The 17321-nt window shown below is 67.6% G+C and carries 20 protein-coding genes; 10 read left to right on the top strand and 10 right to left on the bottom strand.

Annotated elements, in window-relative coordinates; translation table 11 throughout:
• Positions 1-54 precede the first annotated feature (54 nt).
• Both pflA and JAV76_RS09610 read left to right on the top strand, forming a co-directional pair.
• On the top strand, positions 55-987 hold the full coding sequence (pflA, locus tag JAV76_RS09605) for a pyruvate formate-lyase-activating protein (RefSeq protein WP_198733834.1): 933 nt from the start codon (positions 55-57) through the stop codon (positions 985-987).
• Positions 988-1061: 74 nt separating this feature from the next.
• Complete coding sequence (locus JAV76_RS09610) at positions 1062-1445, top strand: VOC family protein (protein ID WP_198733835.1); 384 nt, start codon at positions 1062-1064, stop codon at positions 1443-1445.
• 6 nt (positions 1446-1451) lie between these two features.
• Here JAV76_RS09610 and JAV76_RS09615 read toward each other — a convergent pair whose 3' ends face one another.
• The 4 genes from JAV76_RS09615 to JAV76_RS09630 form a co-directional block, all read right to left on the bottom strand.
• A complete protein-coding gene (locus JAV76_RS09615) occupies positions 1452-1742 on the bottom strand; it encodes a DUF1416 domain-containing protein (RefSeq protein WP_198733836.1) in 291 nt (96 codons plus the stop codon).
• Positions 1743-1750: 8 nt separating this feature from the next.
• Positions 1751-2578, bottom strand: a complete 828-nt coding sequence (locus tag JAV76_RS09620) for a sulfurtransferase (protein WP_198733837.1) — start codon at positions 2576-2578, stop codon at positions 1751-1753.
• A gap of 283 nt (positions 2579-2861) precedes the next feature.
• Positions 2862-4991, bottom strand: a complete 2130-nt coding sequence (locus JAV76_RS09625) for a 3-hydroxyacyl-CoA dehydrogenase NAD-binding domain-containing protein (RefSeq protein ID WP_198733838.1) — start codon at positions 4989-4991, stop codon at positions 2862-2864.
• Positions 4992-5000: 9 nt separating this feature from the next.
• Positions 5001-6245 (bottom strand): thiolase family protein, encoded by a 1245-nt coding sequence (locus JAV76_RS09630; RefSeq protein WP_198733839.1) that lies wholly within the window; start codon positions 6243-6245, stop codon positions 5001-5003.
• A 168-nt stretch (positions 6246-6413) separates the two neighbouring features.
• Here JAV76_RS09630 and JAV76_RS09635 point away from each other — a divergent pair, with 168 nt between their 5' ends.
• Both JAV76_RS09635 and JAV76_RS09640 read left to right on the top strand, forming a co-directional pair.
• Positions 6414-7031: an SOS response-associated peptidase gene (locus JAV76_RS09635; protein ID WP_198733840.1), complete on the top strand. Its 618-nt coding sequence runs from the start codon at positions 6414-6416 to the stop codon at positions 7029-7031.
• 47 nt (positions 7032-7078) lie between these two features.
• Entirely contained in the window at positions 7079-7258 is a 180-nt protein-coding gene (locus tag JAV76_RS09640; protein ID WP_198733841.1) for a hypothetical protein, read from the top strand.
• Between the two features lie 89 nt (positions 7259-7347).
• On the opposite strand, the gene JAV76_RS09645 is transcribed toward JAV76_RS09640, so the two are convergent.
• Positions 7348-8172 (bottom strand): hypothetical protein, encoded by an 825-nt coding sequence (locus JAV76_RS09645; protein ID WP_198733842.1) that lies wholly within the window; start codon positions 8170-8172, stop codon positions 7348-7350.
• Positions 8173-8589: 417 nt separating this feature from the next.
• Here JAV76_RS09645 and JAV76_RS09650 point away from each other — a divergent pair, with 417 nt between their 5' ends.
• Together JAV76_RS09650 and JAV76_RS09655 are read left to right on the top strand one after the other, a co-directional pair.
• Positions 8590-8853 carry a hypothetical protein gene (locus JAV76_RS09650; RefSeq protein ID WP_198733843.1) on the top strand — a complete coding sequence of 88 codons (264 nt, stop codon included), beginning with the start codon at positions 8590-8592 and terminating at the stop codon, positions 8851-8853.
• Between the two features lie 535 nt (positions 8854-9388).
• A complete protein-coding gene (locus tag JAV76_RS09655; RefSeq protein WP_198733844.1) occupies positions 9389-9691 on the top strand; it encodes a hypothetical protein in 303 nt (100 codons plus the stop codon).
• A 190-nt stretch (positions 9692-9881) separates the two neighbouring features.
• Here the strand turns inward: JAV76_RS09655 and JAV76_RS09660 are convergent, their stop codons facing one another.
• Positions 9882-11177 (bottom strand): serine/threonine-protein kinase, encoded by a 1296-nt coding sequence (locus JAV76_RS09660; RefSeq protein ID WP_198733845.1) that lies wholly within the window; start codon positions 11175-11177, stop codon positions 9882-9884.
• 61 nt (positions 11178-11238) lie between these two features.
• Entirely contained in the window at positions 11239-11847 is a 609-nt protein-coding gene (locus tag JAV76_RS09665) for a recombinase family protein (RefSeq protein ID WP_198733846.1), read from the bottom strand.
• A 309-nt stretch (positions 11848-12156) separates the two neighbouring features.
• On the opposite strand from JAV76_RS09665, the gene JAV76_RS15385 reads away from it, so the two are divergent.
• The 3 genes from JAV76_RS15385 to JAV76_RS15355 all read left to right on the top strand — a co-directional run bounded on the left by JAV76_RS15385 (position 12157) and on the right by JAV76_RS15355 (position 13275).
• On the top strand, positions 12157-12612 hold the full coding sequence (locus tag JAV76_RS15385) for a DUF3761 domain-containing protein (RefSeq protein ID WP_504739191.1): 456 nt from the start codon (positions 12157-12159) through the stop codon (positions 12610-12612).
• Positions 12613-12790: 178 nt separating this feature from the next.
• The gene (locus JAV76_RS09670) at positions 12791-13144 is read left to right on the top strand and encodes a hypothetical protein (protein ID WP_198733980.1); all 354 of its coding nucleotides are present in this window, start codon (positions 12791-12793) and stop codon (positions 13142-13144) included.
• Positions 13114-13275, top strand: a complete 162-nt coding sequence (locus tag JAV76_RS15355; protein ID WP_372403465.1) for an FRG domain-containing protein — start codon at positions 13114-13116, stop codon at positions 13273-13275. The genes JAV76_RS09670 and JAV76_RS15355 overlap by 31 nt, the downstream gene beginning before the upstream one ends.
• Before the next feature lie 486 nt (positions 13276-13761).
• Here the strand turns inward: JAV76_RS15355 and JAV76_RS09680 are convergent, their stop codons facing one another.
• On the bottom strand, positions 13762-14679 hold the full coding sequence (locus JAV76_RS09680) for a hypothetical protein (RefSeq protein WP_198733848.1): 918 nt from the start codon (positions 14677-14679) through the stop codon (positions 13762-13764).
• A gap of 235 nt (positions 14680-14914) precedes the next feature.
• On the opposite strand from JAV76_RS09680, the gene JAV76_RS09685 reads away from it, so the two are divergent.
• Positions 14915-15145 carry a hypothetical protein gene (locus JAV76_RS09685; RefSeq protein ID WP_198733849.1) on the top strand — a complete coding sequence of 77 codons (231 nt, stop codon included), beginning with the start codon at positions 14915-14917 and terminating at the stop codon, positions 15143-15145.
• Positions 15146-15404: 259 nt separating this feature from the next.
• On the opposite strand, the gene JAV76_RS09690 is transcribed toward JAV76_RS09685, so the two are convergent.
• Positions 15405-16703, bottom strand: coding sequence for a ribonuclease D (locus tag JAV76_RS09690; protein WP_198733850.1), 1299 nt, complete (start codon positions 16701-16703; stop codon positions 15405-15407).
• Positions 16704-16705: 2 nt separating this feature from the next.
• On the bottom strand, positions 16706-17320 hold the full coding sequence (locus JAV76_RS09695) for a DUF3000 domain-containing protein (protein WP_307844133.1): 615 nt from the start codon (positions 17318-17320) through the stop codon (positions 16706-16708).
• Position 17321 lies beyond the last annotated feature (1 nt).

The raw sequence follows: 17321 nt of genomic DNA on the forward strand, positions 1-17321 counted from the left end.
ACCGCTCGAGCGACCGACCACCCATCCGCAGGACGCACGGAACCGGAGACGACCATGACACCCACCACCGCCCACGGTGCGGCAGGAACGTCGACCGACCCGTGCGTCCTGCCCGTCCCCCCGATCCCCAGCGACACCGTCGCGACGGCGCCGGCGGCACCCGGGCACGGCCCGGCGACCCGGCGGGCCGCCGCGGGTACCGAGGGGCTCGAGGTCACCGCCCTGGACCGCGGCTCGAAGTTCGAGCAGATGCGTGCCGGGCAGCTCGGGGCGATCCACTCCTGGGAGCTCGTCACCGCCGTCGACGGGCCGGGCACCCGCATGACGGTGTTCTTCGCCGGGTGCCCCCTGCGGTGCCTCTACTGCCACAACCCCGACACGATGAAGATGAAGGACGGCGAGACCGTCACCGCGGACGAGCTCCTGCGCCGTATCCGTCGCTACGTCCCCATCTTCCAGACCACCGGCGGCGGGCTCACCCTCTCCGGCGGCGAGGTGCTCATGCAGCCCGCCTTCGCGGCCACCGTCCTCGCCGGTGCCAAGGCGATGGGGATCCACACCACCATCGACACCTCCGGATACCTCGGGGCGTCCTGCACGGACGCCATGCTCGACGACATCGACCTCGTGCTGCTCGACGTGAAGTCGGGGGACCCGGACACGTACCGCCGGGTCACCGGCCAGAAGCTCCAGCCGACGCTCGACTTCGGCCGCCGCCTGTCGGACAAGGGCATCGAGACGTGGGTCCGGTTCGTCCTCGTGCCCGGCCTCACCGACGACGTGGACAACGTCGAGAAGGTCGCCGAGTACGCCGCGTCCCTGGCGAGCGTCACCCGCGTCGAGGTCCTGCCGTTCCACCAGATGGGCAAGGACAAGTGGGCGACCCTGGGCATGACCTACGAGCTCGAGGACGCCCAGCCCCCGACGAACGCCGAGACCGAGCGCGTCCGTCAGCAGTTCCGGGCACGCGGCCTCACCGTCTACTGAGCCGACCCGCCGGAGCACGGCGCGCCCCGCCCCGTCGGCAGGACACGGCCGTGCGCCGGTGGCAGGGTGGTGGCATGGCCATCACCGAGATCCAGACGTTCTCCGTCCCCGTCTCCGACCAGGACCGCTCGCGTGACTTCTACCGCGACGTCCTCGGGTTCCAGGTCCTCGGGGACCAGCAGTTCACCCCCGAGATGCGGTGGGTGCAGCTCGCGCCGCCGAGCGGCACCACGTCCATCTCCCTCGTCACCTGGTTCCCGACGATGTCGCCGGGGGACCTCAAGGGGATCGTCGTGGAGACGGACGACCTCGAGGGCGACGTCGCCCGCCTCACGGACGCGGGGGTCGCGTTCACGTCGTCGATCGAGGAGCAGCCGTGGGGCCGCTTCGCGACCTTCGACGACCCCGACGGCAACGGCATCGTGCTGCAGCACACCACCAACCGCGTCCTCATCTGAGCCCGCTCAGTCGAGCCGCACGTCCACCCGGGTGGTGCCCACCTCGGCGGTCACGGGCGCCCCGCCCGTGACGCCGGGTGCCAGGACCCGCACCTCCCACCGGCCGGGGGCCGCGTAGAAGCGGAAGGTCCCCTCCGGTCCGCTCACCACCTCGGCGGTGAACTCGCCCGACGCGTCGTGCAGCCGCACGTAGGCTCCGGCGACGGGCGCCCCCGCCCGGAGGACGGCGCCCTCGACGACGGTCGCGCCGGGTGCGGCCAGCGACGGGCCGCTCTGGTCCGGTGCTGCGCAGGACATCGCGGGCCTCAGCGCTCGACGGGGACGCCGACGAGGGAGCCGTACTCGACCCACGAGCCGTCGTAGTTCTTCACGTCCTCCTGACCGAGGAGCTGGCTGAGCACGAACCAGCTGTGGCTGGAGCGCTCCCCGATGCGGCAGTAGGCGATGGTGGGGCGGCTCGTGTCGAGCCCGGCGGCGCCGTAGAGCGCGGCGAGCTCCTCGTCGGAGCGGAAGGTGCCGTCGTCGTTCGCGGCCCGGCTCCACGGGATGTTGATCGCCGACGGGACGTGCCCTCCGCGCTGCGCGTGCTCCTGGGGGAGGTGCGCCGGGCCGAGGATGGTCCCGGCGAACTCCTCGGGGGAGCGGACGTCCACGAGGTTCTTCTGGCCGATGGACGCCACGACCTCGTCGCGGAACGCGCGCAGCGACAGGTCCTGGTCCTGGGCGACGTACGTCGTCGTGGGGCGCACGACGGGCTCGGCGCTCAGGGGGCGACCGTCGAGCTCCCACTTCTTGCGCCCGCCGTCGATCAGCCGGACGTCCTGGTGCCCGTAGAGCTTGAGGTACCAGAACGCGTACGCGGCGAACCAGTTGTTGTTCCCGCCGTAGAGGACGACGGTGTCGTCGTTGGCGATGCCCTTGGCGGAGAGGAGAGCCTCGAACTGGGTCCGGTCCACGAAGTCGCGCCGGACGGGGTCCTGGAGGTCCAGCCGCCAGTCGAGCTTCACCGCACCCTCGAGGTGGCCGGTGTCGTACGCGGCGGTGTCCTCGTCGACCTCCACGAAGACGATCCCGGGAGTGCCGAGGTTGGCCTCCGCCCAGTCGGCCGGGACGAGGACGTCGGTGCGTGCCATGGGTGCTCCTGCGGTCGGCCCGCGGGCGTGCCCCCGGGCGGCTGGCGTGTCGGGGCGACGCTATCCGAGCGCTCCGCACCCCTACCGGCCGTCTCGCGATCAGAGATTTCGACGCGGCCAGCCGCGCGATATCAACGATTCACGGCCCTTCTCAGCATCTCGCGATGCGAGACGACTAGGTGGCCGCGCCACGGTGCGGGCGGCTCGGGTTTTCCTCGGACATGCCGCGGGGCCCCGCTCCGAGGTGGAGCGGGGCCCGCGGCACACCCGAGCACAACCTGCGTCAGGACCCGACGTCGGCGACCCCGCGTGCGTTGAGGCGCCGACCGAGAACCCGCTCCGAGCACCCCGTGCGGTCGAGGTACGGGGTGATCCCCCCGGAGCTGAACGGCCACCCCGCACCGAGGATCATGCAGAGGTCGATCTGCTGCGGTCCGGCCACGACACCCTCGTCGAGCATGAGCCCCACCTCCCGGGTGAGGGAGGTGAGCACCTGGTCGAGGACCCCGGCCTCGTCGAGCGGTGCGCCGCGGTCGCCCGCCACGGAGTCGAACACGTCCTGCAGCGCAGGGTCGACGTCCGCGGGGATGCCCTTGGCCGGCGCGGGGAGGACGACGGGCGTGCCGTCCGCGACGATCTTCTCGAGGCCGGGGGACCGGGGGAACCGCTCACCGAGGTCCTCGCGCAGCGACGTGAGGACGTGCAGCCCGACGGCAGGACCCACGAGGTCGAACAGCGCGAACGGTCCCATCGGCAGCCCGAGTGGACGCAGCGCCCGGTCCGCGACCTCCACCGGTGTGCCCCGCTCCACGGCGCCCACGATCTCGCCCATGAGCAGGACGAGCAGGCGGTTCACCACGAATCCGGGCCGGTCGGCGACGAGCACGGCCGTCTTGCGCAGACGCTTCGCGACCGCGAACGCCGTCGCGAGCGCCTCCGGCGACGTCCGGTCGGCCTGGACCACCTCGACGAGCGGCATCTGCGCGACCGGGTTGAAGAAGTGCAGACCCACCACACGCTCCGGGTGGCGCAGGTCCGCGGCCATCGTCGAGACGGAGAGCGCCGACGTGTTCGTCGCCAGCACCGTCTCCGGGGACACGATGTCCTCGAGCTCGGCGAACACCGCCTTCTTCACGGCCATCACCTCGGTGACCGCCTCGATGACGAGGTCGCAGGATGCGAGGTCCTCGATGGCCGTCGTCCCGCGCACCGCACCGACGACCTTCGCACCCGCGTCCTCGGACATGCGACCGGACCGGACCAGACGCTCCACCGTGGACCGGACCGCGGACAGGCCGCCCTCCACACGCTCGGTGTCGAGGTCCCGCATGATCACCGGCACGCCGAGGCGCTGGGCGAGCAGGAGCGCGAGCTGGGAGGCCATGAGGCCCGCCCCGACGACGCCCACCGACGTCACGGGCCGTGCCAGGTCGGCGTCCGGCGCCCCGGTCGGCCGCTTGCCCTTGTTCACCGTCTGGAACGCGTAGACGCTCGCCCGCATCTCGTCCGACATGATGAGGTCGGTCAGGGCGTCCTCCTCGGCGGCGAGCGCCTCGTCGGGGTCGCGGTCCCGGGCCTTCTCGAGGAGGTCCAGCGCCCGGTAGGGCGCGGGACGTGCCCCGTGCACCACGGCGTCCAGCCGCTGTCGCGCGGCGTCGACGGACGCCTGCCACTGCTCGGCCGACGCGGGCCCGGGACGGTCGACGACGATCTCGCCGCGCACCACGGCTGCGGCCCAGGCGATCGACTGCTCGAGGAAGTCGGCCGCGTCGAAGATCGCGTCGGCCACGCCGATCTCGACGGCCTCCTGCGCCTTGTACGGCTTGTTGGCGGCGGGGCGGCTGATGATCATCTCCAGCGCCCGGTCGATCCCGACGAGGCGCGGCAGGAGCGTCGACCCGCCCCAGCCCGGCACCAGGCCCAACGACGTCTCCGGAAGGCCGACTGCCGGGACGTCGGCCGCGATGGTGCGGTACGTGCAGCTCAGCGCGAGCTCCAGGCCTCCGCCGAGGGCCAGCCCGTTGACGAACGCGAACGTCGGGACGCTCATCTCCGTCAGCCCGCGGTACGCCGCGTGCCCTGCCGCCGCCAGCGCCCTGGCGCCCTCGGCGTCGGCGACCGCGCCCACGGAGGTGAGGTCGGCCCCGGCGACGAAGAAGTAGGGCTTGCCGGTCACTGCGGCGGCGACGATCTCGCCTGCCGCGGCGCGCTCGGCGACGCGGGAGACGGCCTCCTGGAGGCCCGCGAGCCCGGCCGGGCCGAGCGTCGACGGCTTCGTGTGGTCGAGCCCGTTGTCGAGGGTGATGAGGGCGAGCGTGCCTGCTCCGGAGGGGAGCTCGACGTCACGCACGAGGGAACGGGTCACGCGCTCGCCGGTGGTCGCCCCGCCGGCTGCTGTGGTCGTGTCGGCCATGGTGTCCTCTCAGTTCTCGGTGGGGGCGGTGGTGTGCCCGGAGTAGTCGGCGTGGTGCGGGTTCTCCCAGACGACGGTGCCGCCCATGCCCAGCCCCACGCACATGGTGGTGATGCCGTAGCGGACGTCGGGGTGCTCGGCGAACTGCCGGGCGAGCTGGGTCATGAGGCGCACGCCGGAGGAGGCGAGCGGGTGCCCGACGGCGATGGCGCCGCCGTACCTGTTCACGCGGGGGTCGTCGTCGGCCATCCCGAAGTGGTCGAGGAAGGACAGGACCTGGACGGCGAAGGCCTCGTTGATCTCGACGAGGCCGATGTCGTCGATGGTGAGCCCGGCGTTGGCGAGGGCCCGCTCCGTGGAGGGGATCGGGCCGATGCCCATGACCTCCGGGGCGACGCCCATGTAGGAGAAGGAGACCATGCGCATCCGTGCGGGCAGGCCGAGGTCGGCGACGACGTCGCCCGCGACGAGGAGGCACACGGCGGCGCCGTCGGTGAGGGGCGAGGCGTTGCCCGCCGTGATGCGCCCGGCGGGCCGGAACGGGGTCTTGAGGTCGGCGATGCTCTCGACCGTCGTGCCGGGGCGCGCGAGCTCGTCGCGGGTGGCGAGGCCCCAGCCGAGTTCGGGGGAGCGGACGGCGACGGGCGCGAGGTCCGGGGTGATCTGCCCGGCGGCCAGGGCCGCGGCGTACTTCTGCTGGCTCGCGACGGCGTAGGCGTCGGCCCGCTCCTTGGTGAGGTGGGGGAAGCGGTCGTGGAGGTTCTCGGCGGTGGATCCCATGACGAGGGCCGTGGGCTCGACGAGCTTCTCGGACACGAACCGCGGGTTGGGGTCGGAGTCGAAGCCCATGGGGTGGTGCCCCATGTGCTCGACGCCGCCGGCGAGGGCGACGTCCTGCTGCCCGACGCCGATCGCCGACGCGGTGGTGGTGACGGCGGTCATGGCACCGGCGCACATGCGGTCGACGGCGAACCCGGGGACGGACCGGGGGAGCCCGGCGAGCACGGCGACGGAGCGCCCGAGGGTGAGGCCCTGGTCACCGGTCTGGGTGGTCGCGGCGAGGGCGACCTCGTCGACGCGCTCGACGGGGAGCTCGGGTCGGCGGCGCAGCAGCTCGCGGACGGCCTTCACCGCGAGGTCGTCGGCCCGGGTGTCGGCGTACAGGCCGTCGGGGCGGGCCTTGCCGAACGGTGTTCTCACCCCCTCGACGAAGACGACGTCACGCACCGCTGGACGATGAGCCGAGATGGCCATGAGAGCTCCTGACTGGGGACGACGGTGTCCGGTGCGGGAGGCTCGACCCCCTGCGCCGCGGTACAGGCTACCGGCAGTCTCAGGAAAAACACACCCGTGTGCCGCGATCTGCCGGGCTTCCCGCCCTTGGCCGTCGTCGCCCTGGCCGGTTCCCTCGAGCTGGTACTGGTGGGATCCGTGCTACTGGCGCGCGGCGGCGGCAATGGCCGGACGGGCCGAGGCCGCAAGTGGCTCTACGAGGACACCCTGACCCGCGACGTCGACTACGCCCGCTGGGTCCTGCGCCCCGGATGGGCCAAGGACTCCGGGCCGCGCCCGATCGACGCCCGGTTGGAGACCGAGGCCACGAACGGCATGTTCCGCTCGTCGTTCGCCCGCCAACGGTGCGTGGTCCCGATGAGCGGGTACTACGAGTGGGAGGCCACCCCCAGCGGCAAGCAGCCCCACGACATCCACGGTGACGGGCTCCTTGCGGCCGCTGGCCTCTACACCGCCGGCAAGGACGAGACCACCGGCCAGTGGGCCCTGACGTTCACGGTCATCACCCGTGAGTCCCGCGACGCCTCCGGTGAGGTCCACGACCAGATGCCGGTCTTCCTCGAGCGCCACGTGTGGGACGAGTGGCTGCACCCCGACAAGCTCGACGACGCCGCAGCGGTGGTGTCGACGATCGTGGCGAGCTCCCAGGGGATCGCCACCACCATCACGACGTACCCAGTCAGGCGAGCCGTGAACAATGTCCGCACGGCCGACCCCGCCGACCCCGCACTCATCCACGTGATCTAGGTACGCCAGCGCACGGCCGTGTCGCACCGCCGATCTACGATCAGCGCGTGATCCACCTCGAGGCCCCGACCCACCGCATCCCCTCAGACCAGACTGGCGCCGACCAACAGCCCGGACCACTTCTGACCGCGTCGGGCGAGAACTACGCCGAGGCCATCGCTGACACCACCGACCACCTGCCCAACGACCACCGGCTGACATCGATCCGCCGGCTGCCGACGCCCTAGGCGCCCAGCGCAGCGAAGCGGCTCTTCACCGCGACTGGTACTTGGGCTGGGCCCGCGGGCAGGTGGTGGGATCCAATCTCCAGGTCGCGTCAGACATTCCCTATCCGGAGTGATTCGATCGTGCGCAAATCGTCCAAGAGCGCCTCGATATCTGCTTTCGGTATATCTGGCAGGCCGAGACAATTGTAGAGGAGTGCCCCGCCTTGCGAAATTCTGAAGCCATTCGCGTTCCCAAGGGTTATAGGTAACCTGCCGTTGGGAGTGGTTCCTGAGGGCGCAGCCAAGAATTCCCGTCGCCCAAACCCGAGTTCACGCCACTCCTCGGTGAGGCCCCAGGTGTGCCAACTGTCGAGTTTTCCCTGGTGCATATCGATCGCCGGAATGACAAACTTATCTTTTTGTTGGACCAGCGCCAGAATGAGGTATTGCCTCCATGTCAGCTCCTGAGCCGTTTTGATCATCCAGGAGGCAAGCGTCGGGGTGATGGTTTCATCGATAGCGATCATCGCTAGGAGCTTCGCGTAGAACTGCAACTTTCGCTCGGCTGGCTCCCGCTGGGCGGCCAGCAGCACCCCTTCGATAGCTTCATGCGCTGGTGTGGTCCCATCAGGCTGCACGCTGAAGAAGCCATCGGTCCTGAGGTAGCGCCCTCGCCCTCGCTCCTCCGAGAGATACTCGACAGCCAGCGCAAACGTCGCGCCAACGCGCTCTCGTTCACGCGTGCTCATCACGCGGTCAGCCAGGTCGTTGATGGCCCACGTGAGTACTGGGGCTCCTGCGCCACTAACCAGTGCACCGACAGGACCACCCAGGAGGAGTCCGATCCCAGCTGATGCGAGGCCTCCGAGGAGTCCACATCCAGCTCCGACCGCTCGCCTAGCGTTCTCGCTCAGTTCGTCCGGTTCGTTGACCATGGAGTAATCCTAAGGTCGAGCGCTGGCGGACTCTGTGAGAGGGACGGCGACGCGTCAGGAGGGCATCACCAGGGCCGCGGGGACGGGTGCTGCATCGCTGTTTGAGCGCCTTCGGCGCGCTGTCTTGTTGGGGCGCCTCGGTGTGTCGGTGTGTCGGGGTGGTTGCGCGTCTCGCGTGGCCGGTACACCCCTGCGCTCCCCAGACAACCCGGCCACCGCCGGCAGTCGGGCAGGTGGTTGGGGACGGTGCTCCGCACCAGGGACCAAGCCTCGAGCTCGAGGGGACCGGTGGTGGCCGGGTGGCTCTGGGGGCCCCTTGCTCCGGGGTGTACCTCGTGCCGTGCCGGTGAGGCCCGAAAGACGCGGGCACACACCGGCCGACCCACAGGCCGACATCCAACCCGCGAGGAGCCCCCCATGACGACCACACCAGACCTGTTCGACCTGCTCGCAGCCGACGACGAGCGCGAGGTCCTTCACATGGTCCTGCCCGACATGGCCACCGCGTGCGGCCTCGACCTCCTCGAGCTCCTCGAGCTCCTCGCGGCAGCCCGCATCACCGGTAACCGCCTGACCACCCTCACCACCACCGAAACCACCTGCCCGGACTGCCTCGCCGTAGGCGACCTCTCAGCGCTCTGCAGGGCCATGCAGCGCCGCCAGGCGCCCGCCGCAGGATGACTCGGTGAGAGTGGCGGAGTTCCGCCACTCTCACCCCTTCGGGTGCACCACTGCGCCCGCCGACGTCGTGGCCGGCGACACACACTGGTCCGGCCTCCGCTCGGCCGCGACTGCCCCACTGGAAGGATCAACCTCATGAACTCACCGACGCCGCGCCTGGCCCGCACGACTGGGCCCGGCTCAGCCTCGGGACCCTCCATGTCTGGTAGGCGTGGACTCTCGGGCCCCATGGAGCTCGCGCGAGTGCGTGACGTACCCGTCCTCGCGTGGATCCTCGCCAGCAAGTTCGCCGTGTCGAGCCACCGCAAGGTCATCCGTCGCATCCACGCGGTTCTGCTCGTGCCACTCTTCGCCGTCGAGGTGTGGCTCTTCCTCCCGCACACCTACACACGCGTGGGACACCCTCGTCAGACCGCAGCCATCGTCCACCGCAGCCTCCAGCGAGCCCCGGGCCTCCTCCTGGGCATCTTTTCTCCGGACACTTCCGATCGCAGCGCTACTGGTCCTGCTCTGGTCACAGATGCGACCAGAGCTCGTGGTCGCCGTCGTCGTGCTCGTCCTCGTTCCCCTCGCGCCCATCGTCCGTCGAACATCGAAGCGAACGAGCGCGCCGCCCGCGGACTGGCACATCGACGGGGTAGCCAGCCGCTCGCTCGGCGCGCTCGTCGAGCTCAGGCGCCTGCTGGGGACGATCGGAGAGGCCGGCGAAACGATCGGGGTCGTTGCCGCATCGCAGGAGCACCAAGCGGTACAACTAGGGTTCCGCGAGGTCGCCCCAGGCTCCCTCGCGATGATCGGGAGTATTCCCCGCACCAGTTGGCGTGATCAGGAAGCCTAGCCTTCAAACCCGCCAATGATGCCCGCCACGCGTGGCGCCACGTTGACACGACTGAGCGGCCTCTTTGCGGCGAGCAAGGCCAAGACGCCAACCACGTTGACCGAGAGGCTCTGAAACAACTGACGGTTCTAAGTCTCCTTGTCCGATAGATTGGCGGAGCGACGTTGGTGACGAACGTCGAGGGCTCGGGTTAGGAGTTCAACTCATCTTGAATCAGAGCGCTAGTCATGGTGGTTCGATGTCCTTTGTACCAATAGGCCCGTCCTGAATCCTGCAGGGCGCGGACAATGTACTCGTCCGCGGGTTGGTCAAGTTCTGAAAGCCAGTCAAGAATTCGTCCTTGAGTGAAGAACTGGTTTCTCTCGTTGTCGACCTCGAACATGACTTTCGCCGCCCCCTCCGCGTTCATGTAGTGACGGCCTGAGATCATTCCCCTAACGACGTCTAGTATCCACAGAATACCGGTGTCGTATCGCGCGAAACCATCGCCTCCCAGGAAGTCTTTCATGATACAACCGGACCAACCCTCGCACAGAGCCTGCGCCTGGTCCGGAAAGTGCGATCCAAGTGCAAAGGCGGTGGCCCTAGAGGTTTTCACAACCTCCTTATAGACGAATGTATTATCAGCGTTCTCGCTGATCAGTTGCCACGTCTCGATCGAGACCTGGTCGCCCTCTTCATTCAGCCGTGCCTGAATTTCTCGTGTGACGCCGCCGCCTCGTGGGCGGAGGCGACGCTCTAGCTGCGCGATCGCTTCGGCCATGCCCTGCGGTCGGCGGCCTGCCTCTGATTGCGTACAGATCTTGATCCAGTCTCGCCAGGGGCCCTCTGGTAGGTCATCGAAATTCATGTCGCTGTCGGTGAGTAGCCGTAGTGCCACTCTTCCCAAACTAAAAACGTCTGCCGCCGCGGTTGCTCTGGTCGTCTCAGAGAACATCTCGGGTGCTGAGTAATTGAACGTGTAAAAGATGCTACCCTGCTGCTTCGTGAGCATCGTTGTTTGTCCAGCCGGCCGCCTCACTACGCCCCAGTCAGCGATGACCCATCGGGCCTCGTTCGGGTCGTCCTCGCAGGGAAGGAGGAGAATATTCTGAGGTTTGACGTCGCGATGGACAAAACCATGGTCGTGGGCCGACTGAAGGCCGGAGGCCACTTCTTTGATGATGTTTTCGATCAGGGCGTGGTTGTCTTTTCTGACCCGTCCGCTCGTGGCTAGGTGTTCCAGGTCGCCCGTCGCGAGAGGCATGACAAACCAGTCGCCCTCGTCTCCTGCGTCGAGGATGGGCATGACATGCGGGTGTTCGAGAGTCTTCTGGACCTCGATCTCACGTCGCATTCGAGCCAGCGCGCCGGGCATAACTTCTTCGCTGAATGGAACCTTGAGCGCGTACGTGATCGACGTGTCTTCGCGGCTGGCGGAGAAAACTCTAGCGAATCCACCTGAGCCCAGGAGGGTCGCTGTGCGGTATTTAGCGTGTGATGGCACGATTTCCTAAGGTGAGCGTCGGAGGTCGATCCTGGGGCACGCAGGTACGGCAGTCTTTGAACTATTCATACACCAGGCCTCTAGGGGATTTTGCGATGTGCCCACACAGGGTCGCTCGCGACATGCCGAGGTCGCGAGTTACCTGAGCGGCTGGCTCGCCCGCAGTGATGAGGCGTTGGGCGTTGCGGATCTGGCTGTCGGTGCACTGGGGCCGGCGTCCGCCGAGGTCTTTGCCGGCGGCGCGACGTTTGGTGACGGAGTCGCTGATCCGTTCGCGTTTGATCTCGAGATCCATCTGGGCGAGGGCGGCCATGACGGTGAAGATCATGGCGCCGGTCGCGGTGGAGGTGTCTATGCCCGCGCCGCCGAGGTTGAGCACGCGCAGCGCCGCTCCTCGAGCACGCAACTCCTCGGCGAGTGTGAGCATGTTGGCCGTGGAGCGCCCGAGGCGATCCAGCGTCGTGATGACGAGGGCGTCGCCGACATGGAGGGCGTCGAGGGCCCGGTCGAACTCCGGCCGGCGTGCTCGAGCTCCGCTGACTCCGTGGTCGACGTAGAGGTCGTCGCGTCGGACGCCGGCGTCGACGAGGTCGACAACCTGGCGGTCGGTGCTCTGATGGCGGGTCGAGACGCGCGCGTAGCCGATGAGTTTTCCGCTCGACGGCGTCATGGTGTCTCGCAACCCAGGTTCATGACACTGAAAGTACCGCTGACATGTGAGACATAGCTGCGAGACACGCGGGTCGCGGGTCCCGTGCCCTTCCCGCGTCATCGCGGCTCGTACTGACGAGACGTCTTGCAACCCTTGGCAGGTGAGACTGCTCGTCGGCTGGCCGGCGCTCCGATCGCTGTCAATACAAGAGAGCGCGTGGGGCGAGAGCGCACGTCGAGGTGCTGCGTCGGTTGGTTGAAGAGCCCACGCTACGATCCACAGGTGAAACGACCCGCGACCAAGTCGCCATTAGCCCTCGCTGCCGCCGTGCTGCTCTTTACGTTGGCGGCGTGTGCTGAGCCCTCGACAGCCACTAACCGTCTCGCGGGCTCTCCGGCGGCCAGCCCTGCAGCGGCTCCCGCGGTACCCGTCGCGGACCCGGCGTGGCAAAGCGATGGAAACCTCCTGCCTGAATCCGCCTGCCAGGGAGATTCGTCCTGTCTCCTTGATCGGCAATATTATCTATCTGCGTTGGACTGGCTCGGAACCCAGAAGTCCGCGCGCAATGCCTGTGATACTTATTCATCCTGCGCTCAGGCCGAGTATGGGATCGAATTTGCCGAGGACGATCTTGCTTTCGCTCTCCAACAAATTGGCCCCTACGAGCGTAATCTGTCAGTACCCGGCGTCGGAGGCACGCATGTTCGCTGCAAGGACGGCACCTCATCTTCCGCAGGTGGAAGAAGAGGAGCTTGCTCGCATCACGGTGGTGTGATGGATTAGCGGGACTGAAAATATCTCGAGTGCTTCGGTGAGAGCGACCTGCTTATGCCGGACGGCGCTCGCTAGTACCGCGAAGATCCCTTGTCGATGTTCGCGGCACTGTAATCCACGCTACCCGACCGCGGAAACACCTAATTTCACCCTATGTCCGAGCCCTCGAACCGAGATGATGCGTGACATGAAGAATCCATGGCCTTCTTGGATGACCTATGAGCTGTCCTCTGTTACGACAGTGCAACGAAAGGAGCCATCCTCAAAATCCAGCCTTCAGGCTGCCCGCGATATCCTGATTGCCATTAATGGAATCGTGCTATTGGGGCCGGTCGGTGGGGTGATGTGGCGGTGGCAAGCGGACATCGATTGGCGTCTTGAGTCGAAGTCGGCTCGAATCGGTGTGACCCCTCAAGAAGTGTTTACGCACGAGCAGTCGATGATCGATGCTGCGCGAACTATCGGCGCCGAGGGGCCCAGCATATGGGCGACTGGGAAATGCTGGCGAAAATGGGTCACCACGGTGCCGCTACTCGATTGATCGACGTGACCCGCGACCCACTCATCACTCTCTGGTTCTTGTGCGACGATGACGCAATTATTGATGGAGTAAGCGTTCGGAATAAGACTGGTGTCTTGCTAGCCTTGCAGAGACACGTTCGGCGCGATTAGGCGCCCTTATGAACGTGATAGTTGCAACGAGATTCGAACCAGAAGACCTGCGCGGCTAATTTCGGCGACTCCTCCGATTGACCCTCGAACAGCCGCACAGCGAGGCTCTTTTATACTTCATAGTCACCCCGTAGATGCGGCCGCCTCAAAAATGTCCGAGCTTGGAGACCTCAATTCTCCTACGGTGGACAATTGAATGAATGATCCATCAGCGGCGCTAGGTAAGATATGTCAGTCCACGATAGATGCGACACAATGTCGCCCGCGAAAGAACTTTCCCGAGGCGATAGGAGTGGTAGTTCCTCCAAATGTCAAGGTGACCCTCTTGAAGATGCTCCAGGAGAATTTTTGATTTACGCGATCATCGATCTACTCAGACTTCAGAGGAATTGCTCAGGTGTGCGCCACCAAGCAACCATAGCTCCGTCGACGCCTGAGGCTCTGGCAGAGTCCTGGAGCCCCGGAGGCATCCGGCGTTTTAGCGGCTCACTCTGAGTTGATGTTGTTCGTCTTCGTTCCGCTCCACCAGGAAAGATAGTCGAGTAGTGCAGCAGAGAGCATTGCAGCCTGGACAAAGTTGCGGAAGCTCAACGCCTGACGCCCTGTGACATCGTGGGCTACGCCGTGCCTCGCGAAGGACGTCGAGAGGGTGCGCTGCTCCTCTGTTTCCATTTTTCGATAAGCAAACCATATCGGGCGGAATACCATCGCTGATTGGGCTGGAAGTTCGGTGAAGTGATCCATTGGGTGCTGGGCCTTCGGGTGCCGCACAAGACGTAGGCGTGAAGATTCTTCTATTTCGTTACGCATAATCGTGTCGATGACGCTTGCGAGGTGCGAGATTGCCGGCCCAACATAGCCAGCCTGGCCAGCAGCGATTGCCTTCTCCAACTCCCGCGCGTGCGGAGCGTAGGGGCCCGCTGCCGCGTGAGCTGCTATGGACCGACAGTCCTCAAGGATCGCCTGACCTCGGCGGCCTAGAACCTCTCGACGGGCGCCGTAGGTTGGTGCATCAATGAGTCGCTGCGCGATCTCTGGCCTGGGAACAGACCAGAGAACGATCCCCTCATCGGCGAGTCTCCTCAGATCCTCGACTGAGAAATCCACGGAGTGCAGGTTGAGAGGTAGAAGCCGGCGACGGTGCGCGTCTAGCCCCTCCGCGAGACCTTCGAGGGATGGTGCGATCGACGCGATGGCTCGGGACCAGGACTGCGTGAGGTCAGGCATCACGAACGGTGGGATCGACGTGATCGACGCGATGGCTCGGGACCAGGACTGCGTGAGGTCAGGCATCACGAACGGTGGGATCGACGTGACGGCCTCGGCGGGCGGTTGCGAGGCCTCTGCCTCATGTTGTGCTTCTTCCTCTGCACTCGGTGAATCTGCCTCGTGGGGATCGTCCATGTCGAGAAGATACCCCGTAGCGCGCGGGGCACGGGCGTTGTGACGACTGTCCACGCGAGGGGCTCGACATCCGATCAGCAAGTCGCGGGCGTCTCCTGTCTGGTCATAAATGCCCCTACGGCGGTGTGTCTGGTTCGCATCTAGACAATGGCATCGCCGAGGTCGTGGTACGACGGCAACTCGGAAGCGATGCAGACCCAACATCCAGCACGCTGTCGAGTGCGTCTATGCACGTGTGAACGAGAACGCGACGAAGCTCGATTCCGTCGTGGACATCACCGGGCTGTCTGCCGCGCTCGTCCTGGAGCGGATCTTCCTCGACCTCGTGCTCGACGTGATCGGCCTGCCGCACGGCTGGGCCGAGGACTACCTGACCCCTGCACAAGGGGAACTGCCCGTCGACGACAGTTGCTCTCCGCGTCGTCCGAGGTTTCGAGGCGTCACCGCAGAGTACGCGGGACCTTGATGCCCGTGCTCTGCAAGTCGCTCGTCGATCAACCGGCCTGGAGGCACTCGTCCAACTTCTTCTGCGCAGCACCGATCAGTGTCGTGAGGGCCTCGTTCGCAGTGATGACTCGAGCATCGGGTGCTTCGACGGCCTGCATCGGTTCGCCCCGCACGCCTTCCGTCGGATGTCGGGGCACCACGACGACACGGCCCCCTTCGTCTCATCACGATGGACGTGACCGGTCGCCGTGCAGGGGAGGGCGGTGCAGACAACCGCGTCAGCCCCGCGGAGCGTCGGCCTGGGTGCCGTGGTGGTCCGCCTGCGCGCCCGCAGGCGCCTCGGTCACGGCGAGCGCCTCGACGAGAGCGGGAGTGCACAGGCCCACCTGCCACTCGCGGGCGCCGCCCTCGCGCAACCGGTCGGCCACGCCGTCCGCCGAGGTGTCGGCGGGCGGGCGCCAGCAGACACGGCGCAGCAGGTCGGGCTGGAGGAGGTTCTCCACGGGGACGGAGTGCTCCTCGGAGAGGGCCACCACGCCCGCGCGGGCGACGGTGAGGCGGGCTGCGGCCACGGGGTCGCGGTCCGCCCATGCCCGGGGCGGCGGAGGTGCGTCGGTGCGGGGGCCGCGTGTGTCGGGCAGGGCGTTGTCCGGGAGGGCGAGAGCGGTGTCGATCGCCTTCTGCCACGTGGTGGCGCGTCGACGTGTCGCGGGACCGCCGAAGGCGTGCACCTTGGTGAGCTCGCCGACGGAGCGTGGCATGGCCTGGGCGGCGGCGACGATGGCCCGGTCCGGCAGGACCCGTCCGGGCGCGACGTCGCGGGAGCGGGCGAGGCGGTCGCGGGCGAGCCACAGCTCGCGCACGACGGCGAGCATGCGGCGGTTGCGCAGGGCGTGCACGCCTGAGACGCGACGCCACGGGTCGACCCGGGGTGCGGGTGGCGGTGCCAGTCGCACGGCCTCGAACTCCTGCGCGGCCCAGTCGCTCTTCCCGGCGACCTCGAGACGGCGCGCCATGACGTCCCGCAGCTCGACGAGGACCTCGACGTCCAGGGCCGCGTAGCGCAGCCACTCGTCGGGAAGCGGGCGCGTGGACCAGTCGACCGCCGAGTGCTCCTTCGCGAGCCCGAGACCCAGGAGCTCGGCGACGACGGCGGCGAGGCCCACCCGTTCCATCCCGAGGAGACGGGCCCCGAGCTCGGTGTCGAAGACCCGCGACGGGTGCATCCCCTGCTCGGCGAGACCGGGCAGGTCCTGGGACGCCGCGTGGAGGACCCACTCGACGCCCTCGAGGGCGTCGGAGAGCGGGGAGAGGTCGGGGAGGGCGACCGGGTCGATCAGCGCGGTGCCCGCCCCTGCGCGTCGGAGCTGCACGAGATAGGTGCGCTGGCCGTACCGGTAGCCCGAGGCACGTTCCGCGTCGACGGCGACCGGACCGGTGCCGGCGGCGAAGAGCCGGACGGCCCGTGCGAGGTCCGCCTGCGTCGTGAGCACGCGCGGGACGCCCTCGGCGGGTTCCGTGAGAAGGGTGATGCCGGGGTCGTCGTCGGTGGGGACGGGGGCGTCCGTGGACGTCATCGTCAGACCACTCCTCGAGGTCCGCGGGTCAGCGGGGTGACGCCGTCGGGGTAGGTGGGCAGGCCGGTCGTCGTGCACATGAGGTTCGCCCACGCGGCCAGGTGAGGGCCGAGGTCGACGGGGGCTCCCGGCCCCCCGGGGCCGCGGGGCGACCAAGACGCCCGGATCTCGACCTCCGTCTCCTGCTCGCGCGACGCGAGCGTCCCGAAGCTCTCGGAGGCGACCCTGGTCACCGTCCCGCCCTGCGCGTGGGCCACCGCTCCCGTGCGGGCCAGCGCCTCCTCGACCCACGACCACGCGACCTCGGTGAGCAGCGGGTCTGCGCCCATCTCCGGGTCCAGGGTGGCCCGCACGAGCGTCACCATCCGGTACGTGCCCTCCCACGCGTCCTGACCCCGCGGGTCGTGGAGCACGATGAAGCGCCCCGACGCGCTGTGCCCCGTGCGCTCGAGCTCTCCGGAGGCGACCTCACCGTTGAGCGCCGCGGCGTACGGTGCGATGCGCCGGGGCGCAGGAACCTCGGTCAGGCGGACCTCAGGACGGACCTGGGCCGCGCGCAACGAGCGCAGCGCGGCGAGGAAGTCCTCGGGAACCTCTGTCTGGTCGGCCGTGATCACC

Source organism: Sanguibacter suaedae, from assembly GCF_016342785.1.
Classification (GTDB): domain Bacteria; phylum Actinomycetota; class Actinomycetes; order Actinomycetales; family Cellulomonadaceae; genus Sanguibacter; species Sanguibacter suaedae.

Bases quoted from the DNA above. Each gene is read 5' to 3' on its own strand.
- JAV76_RS09620 (WP_198733837.1), bottom strand. From the start codon at position 2,578: ATGGCACGCACCGACGTCCTCGTCCCGGCCGACTGGGCGGAGGCCAAC.
- JAV76_RS09610 (WP_198733835.1), top strand. From the start codon at position 1,062: ATGGCCATCACCGAGATCCAGACGTTCTCCGTCCCCGTCTCCGACCAG.
- JAV76_RS09630 (WP_198733839.1), bottom strand. From the start codon at position 6,245: ATGGCCATCTCGGCTCATCGTCCAGCGGTGCGTGACGTCGTCTTCGTC.
- JAV76_RS09690 (WP_198733850.1), bottom strand. From the start codon at position 16,703: ATGACGTCCACGGACGCCCCCGTCCCCACCGACGACGACCCCGGCATC.
- JAV76_RS09680 (WP_198733848.1), bottom strand. From the start codon at position 14,679: ATGGACGATCCCCACGAGGCAGATTCACCGAGTGCAGAGGAAGAAGCA.
- JAV76_RS09665 (WP_198733846.1), bottom strand. From the start codon at position 11,847: ATGACGCCGTCGAGCGGAAAACTCATCGGCTACGCGCGCGTCTCGACC.
- JAV76_RS15355 (WP_372403465.1), top strand. From the start codon at position 13,114: ATGGGTCACCACGGTGCCGCTACTCGATTGATCGACGTGACCCGCGAC.
- JAV76_RS09650 (WP_198733843.1), top strand. From the start codon at position 8,590: ATGACGACCACACCAGACCTGTTCGACCTGCTCGCAGCCGACGACGAG.
- JAV76_RS09615 (WP_198733836.1), bottom strand. From the start codon at position 1,742: ATGTCCTGCGCAGCACCGGACCAGAGCGGCCCGTCGCTGGCCGCACCC.
- JAV76_RS09670 (WP_198733980.1), top strand. From the start codon at position 12,791: ATGAAGAATCCATGGCCTTCTTGGATGACCTATGAGCTGTCCTCTGTT.
- JAV76_RS09645 (WP_198733842.1), bottom strand. From the start codon at position 8,172: ATGGTCAACGAACCGGACGAACTGAGCGAGAACGCTAGGCGAGCGGTC.
- pflA (WP_198733834.1), top strand. From the start codon at position 55: ATGACACCCACCACCGCCCACGGTGCGGCAGGAACGTCGACCGACCCG.
- JAV76_RS09625 (WP_198733838.1), bottom strand. From the start codon at position 4,991: ATGGCCGACACGACCACAGCAGCCGGCGGGGCGACCACCGGCGAGCGC.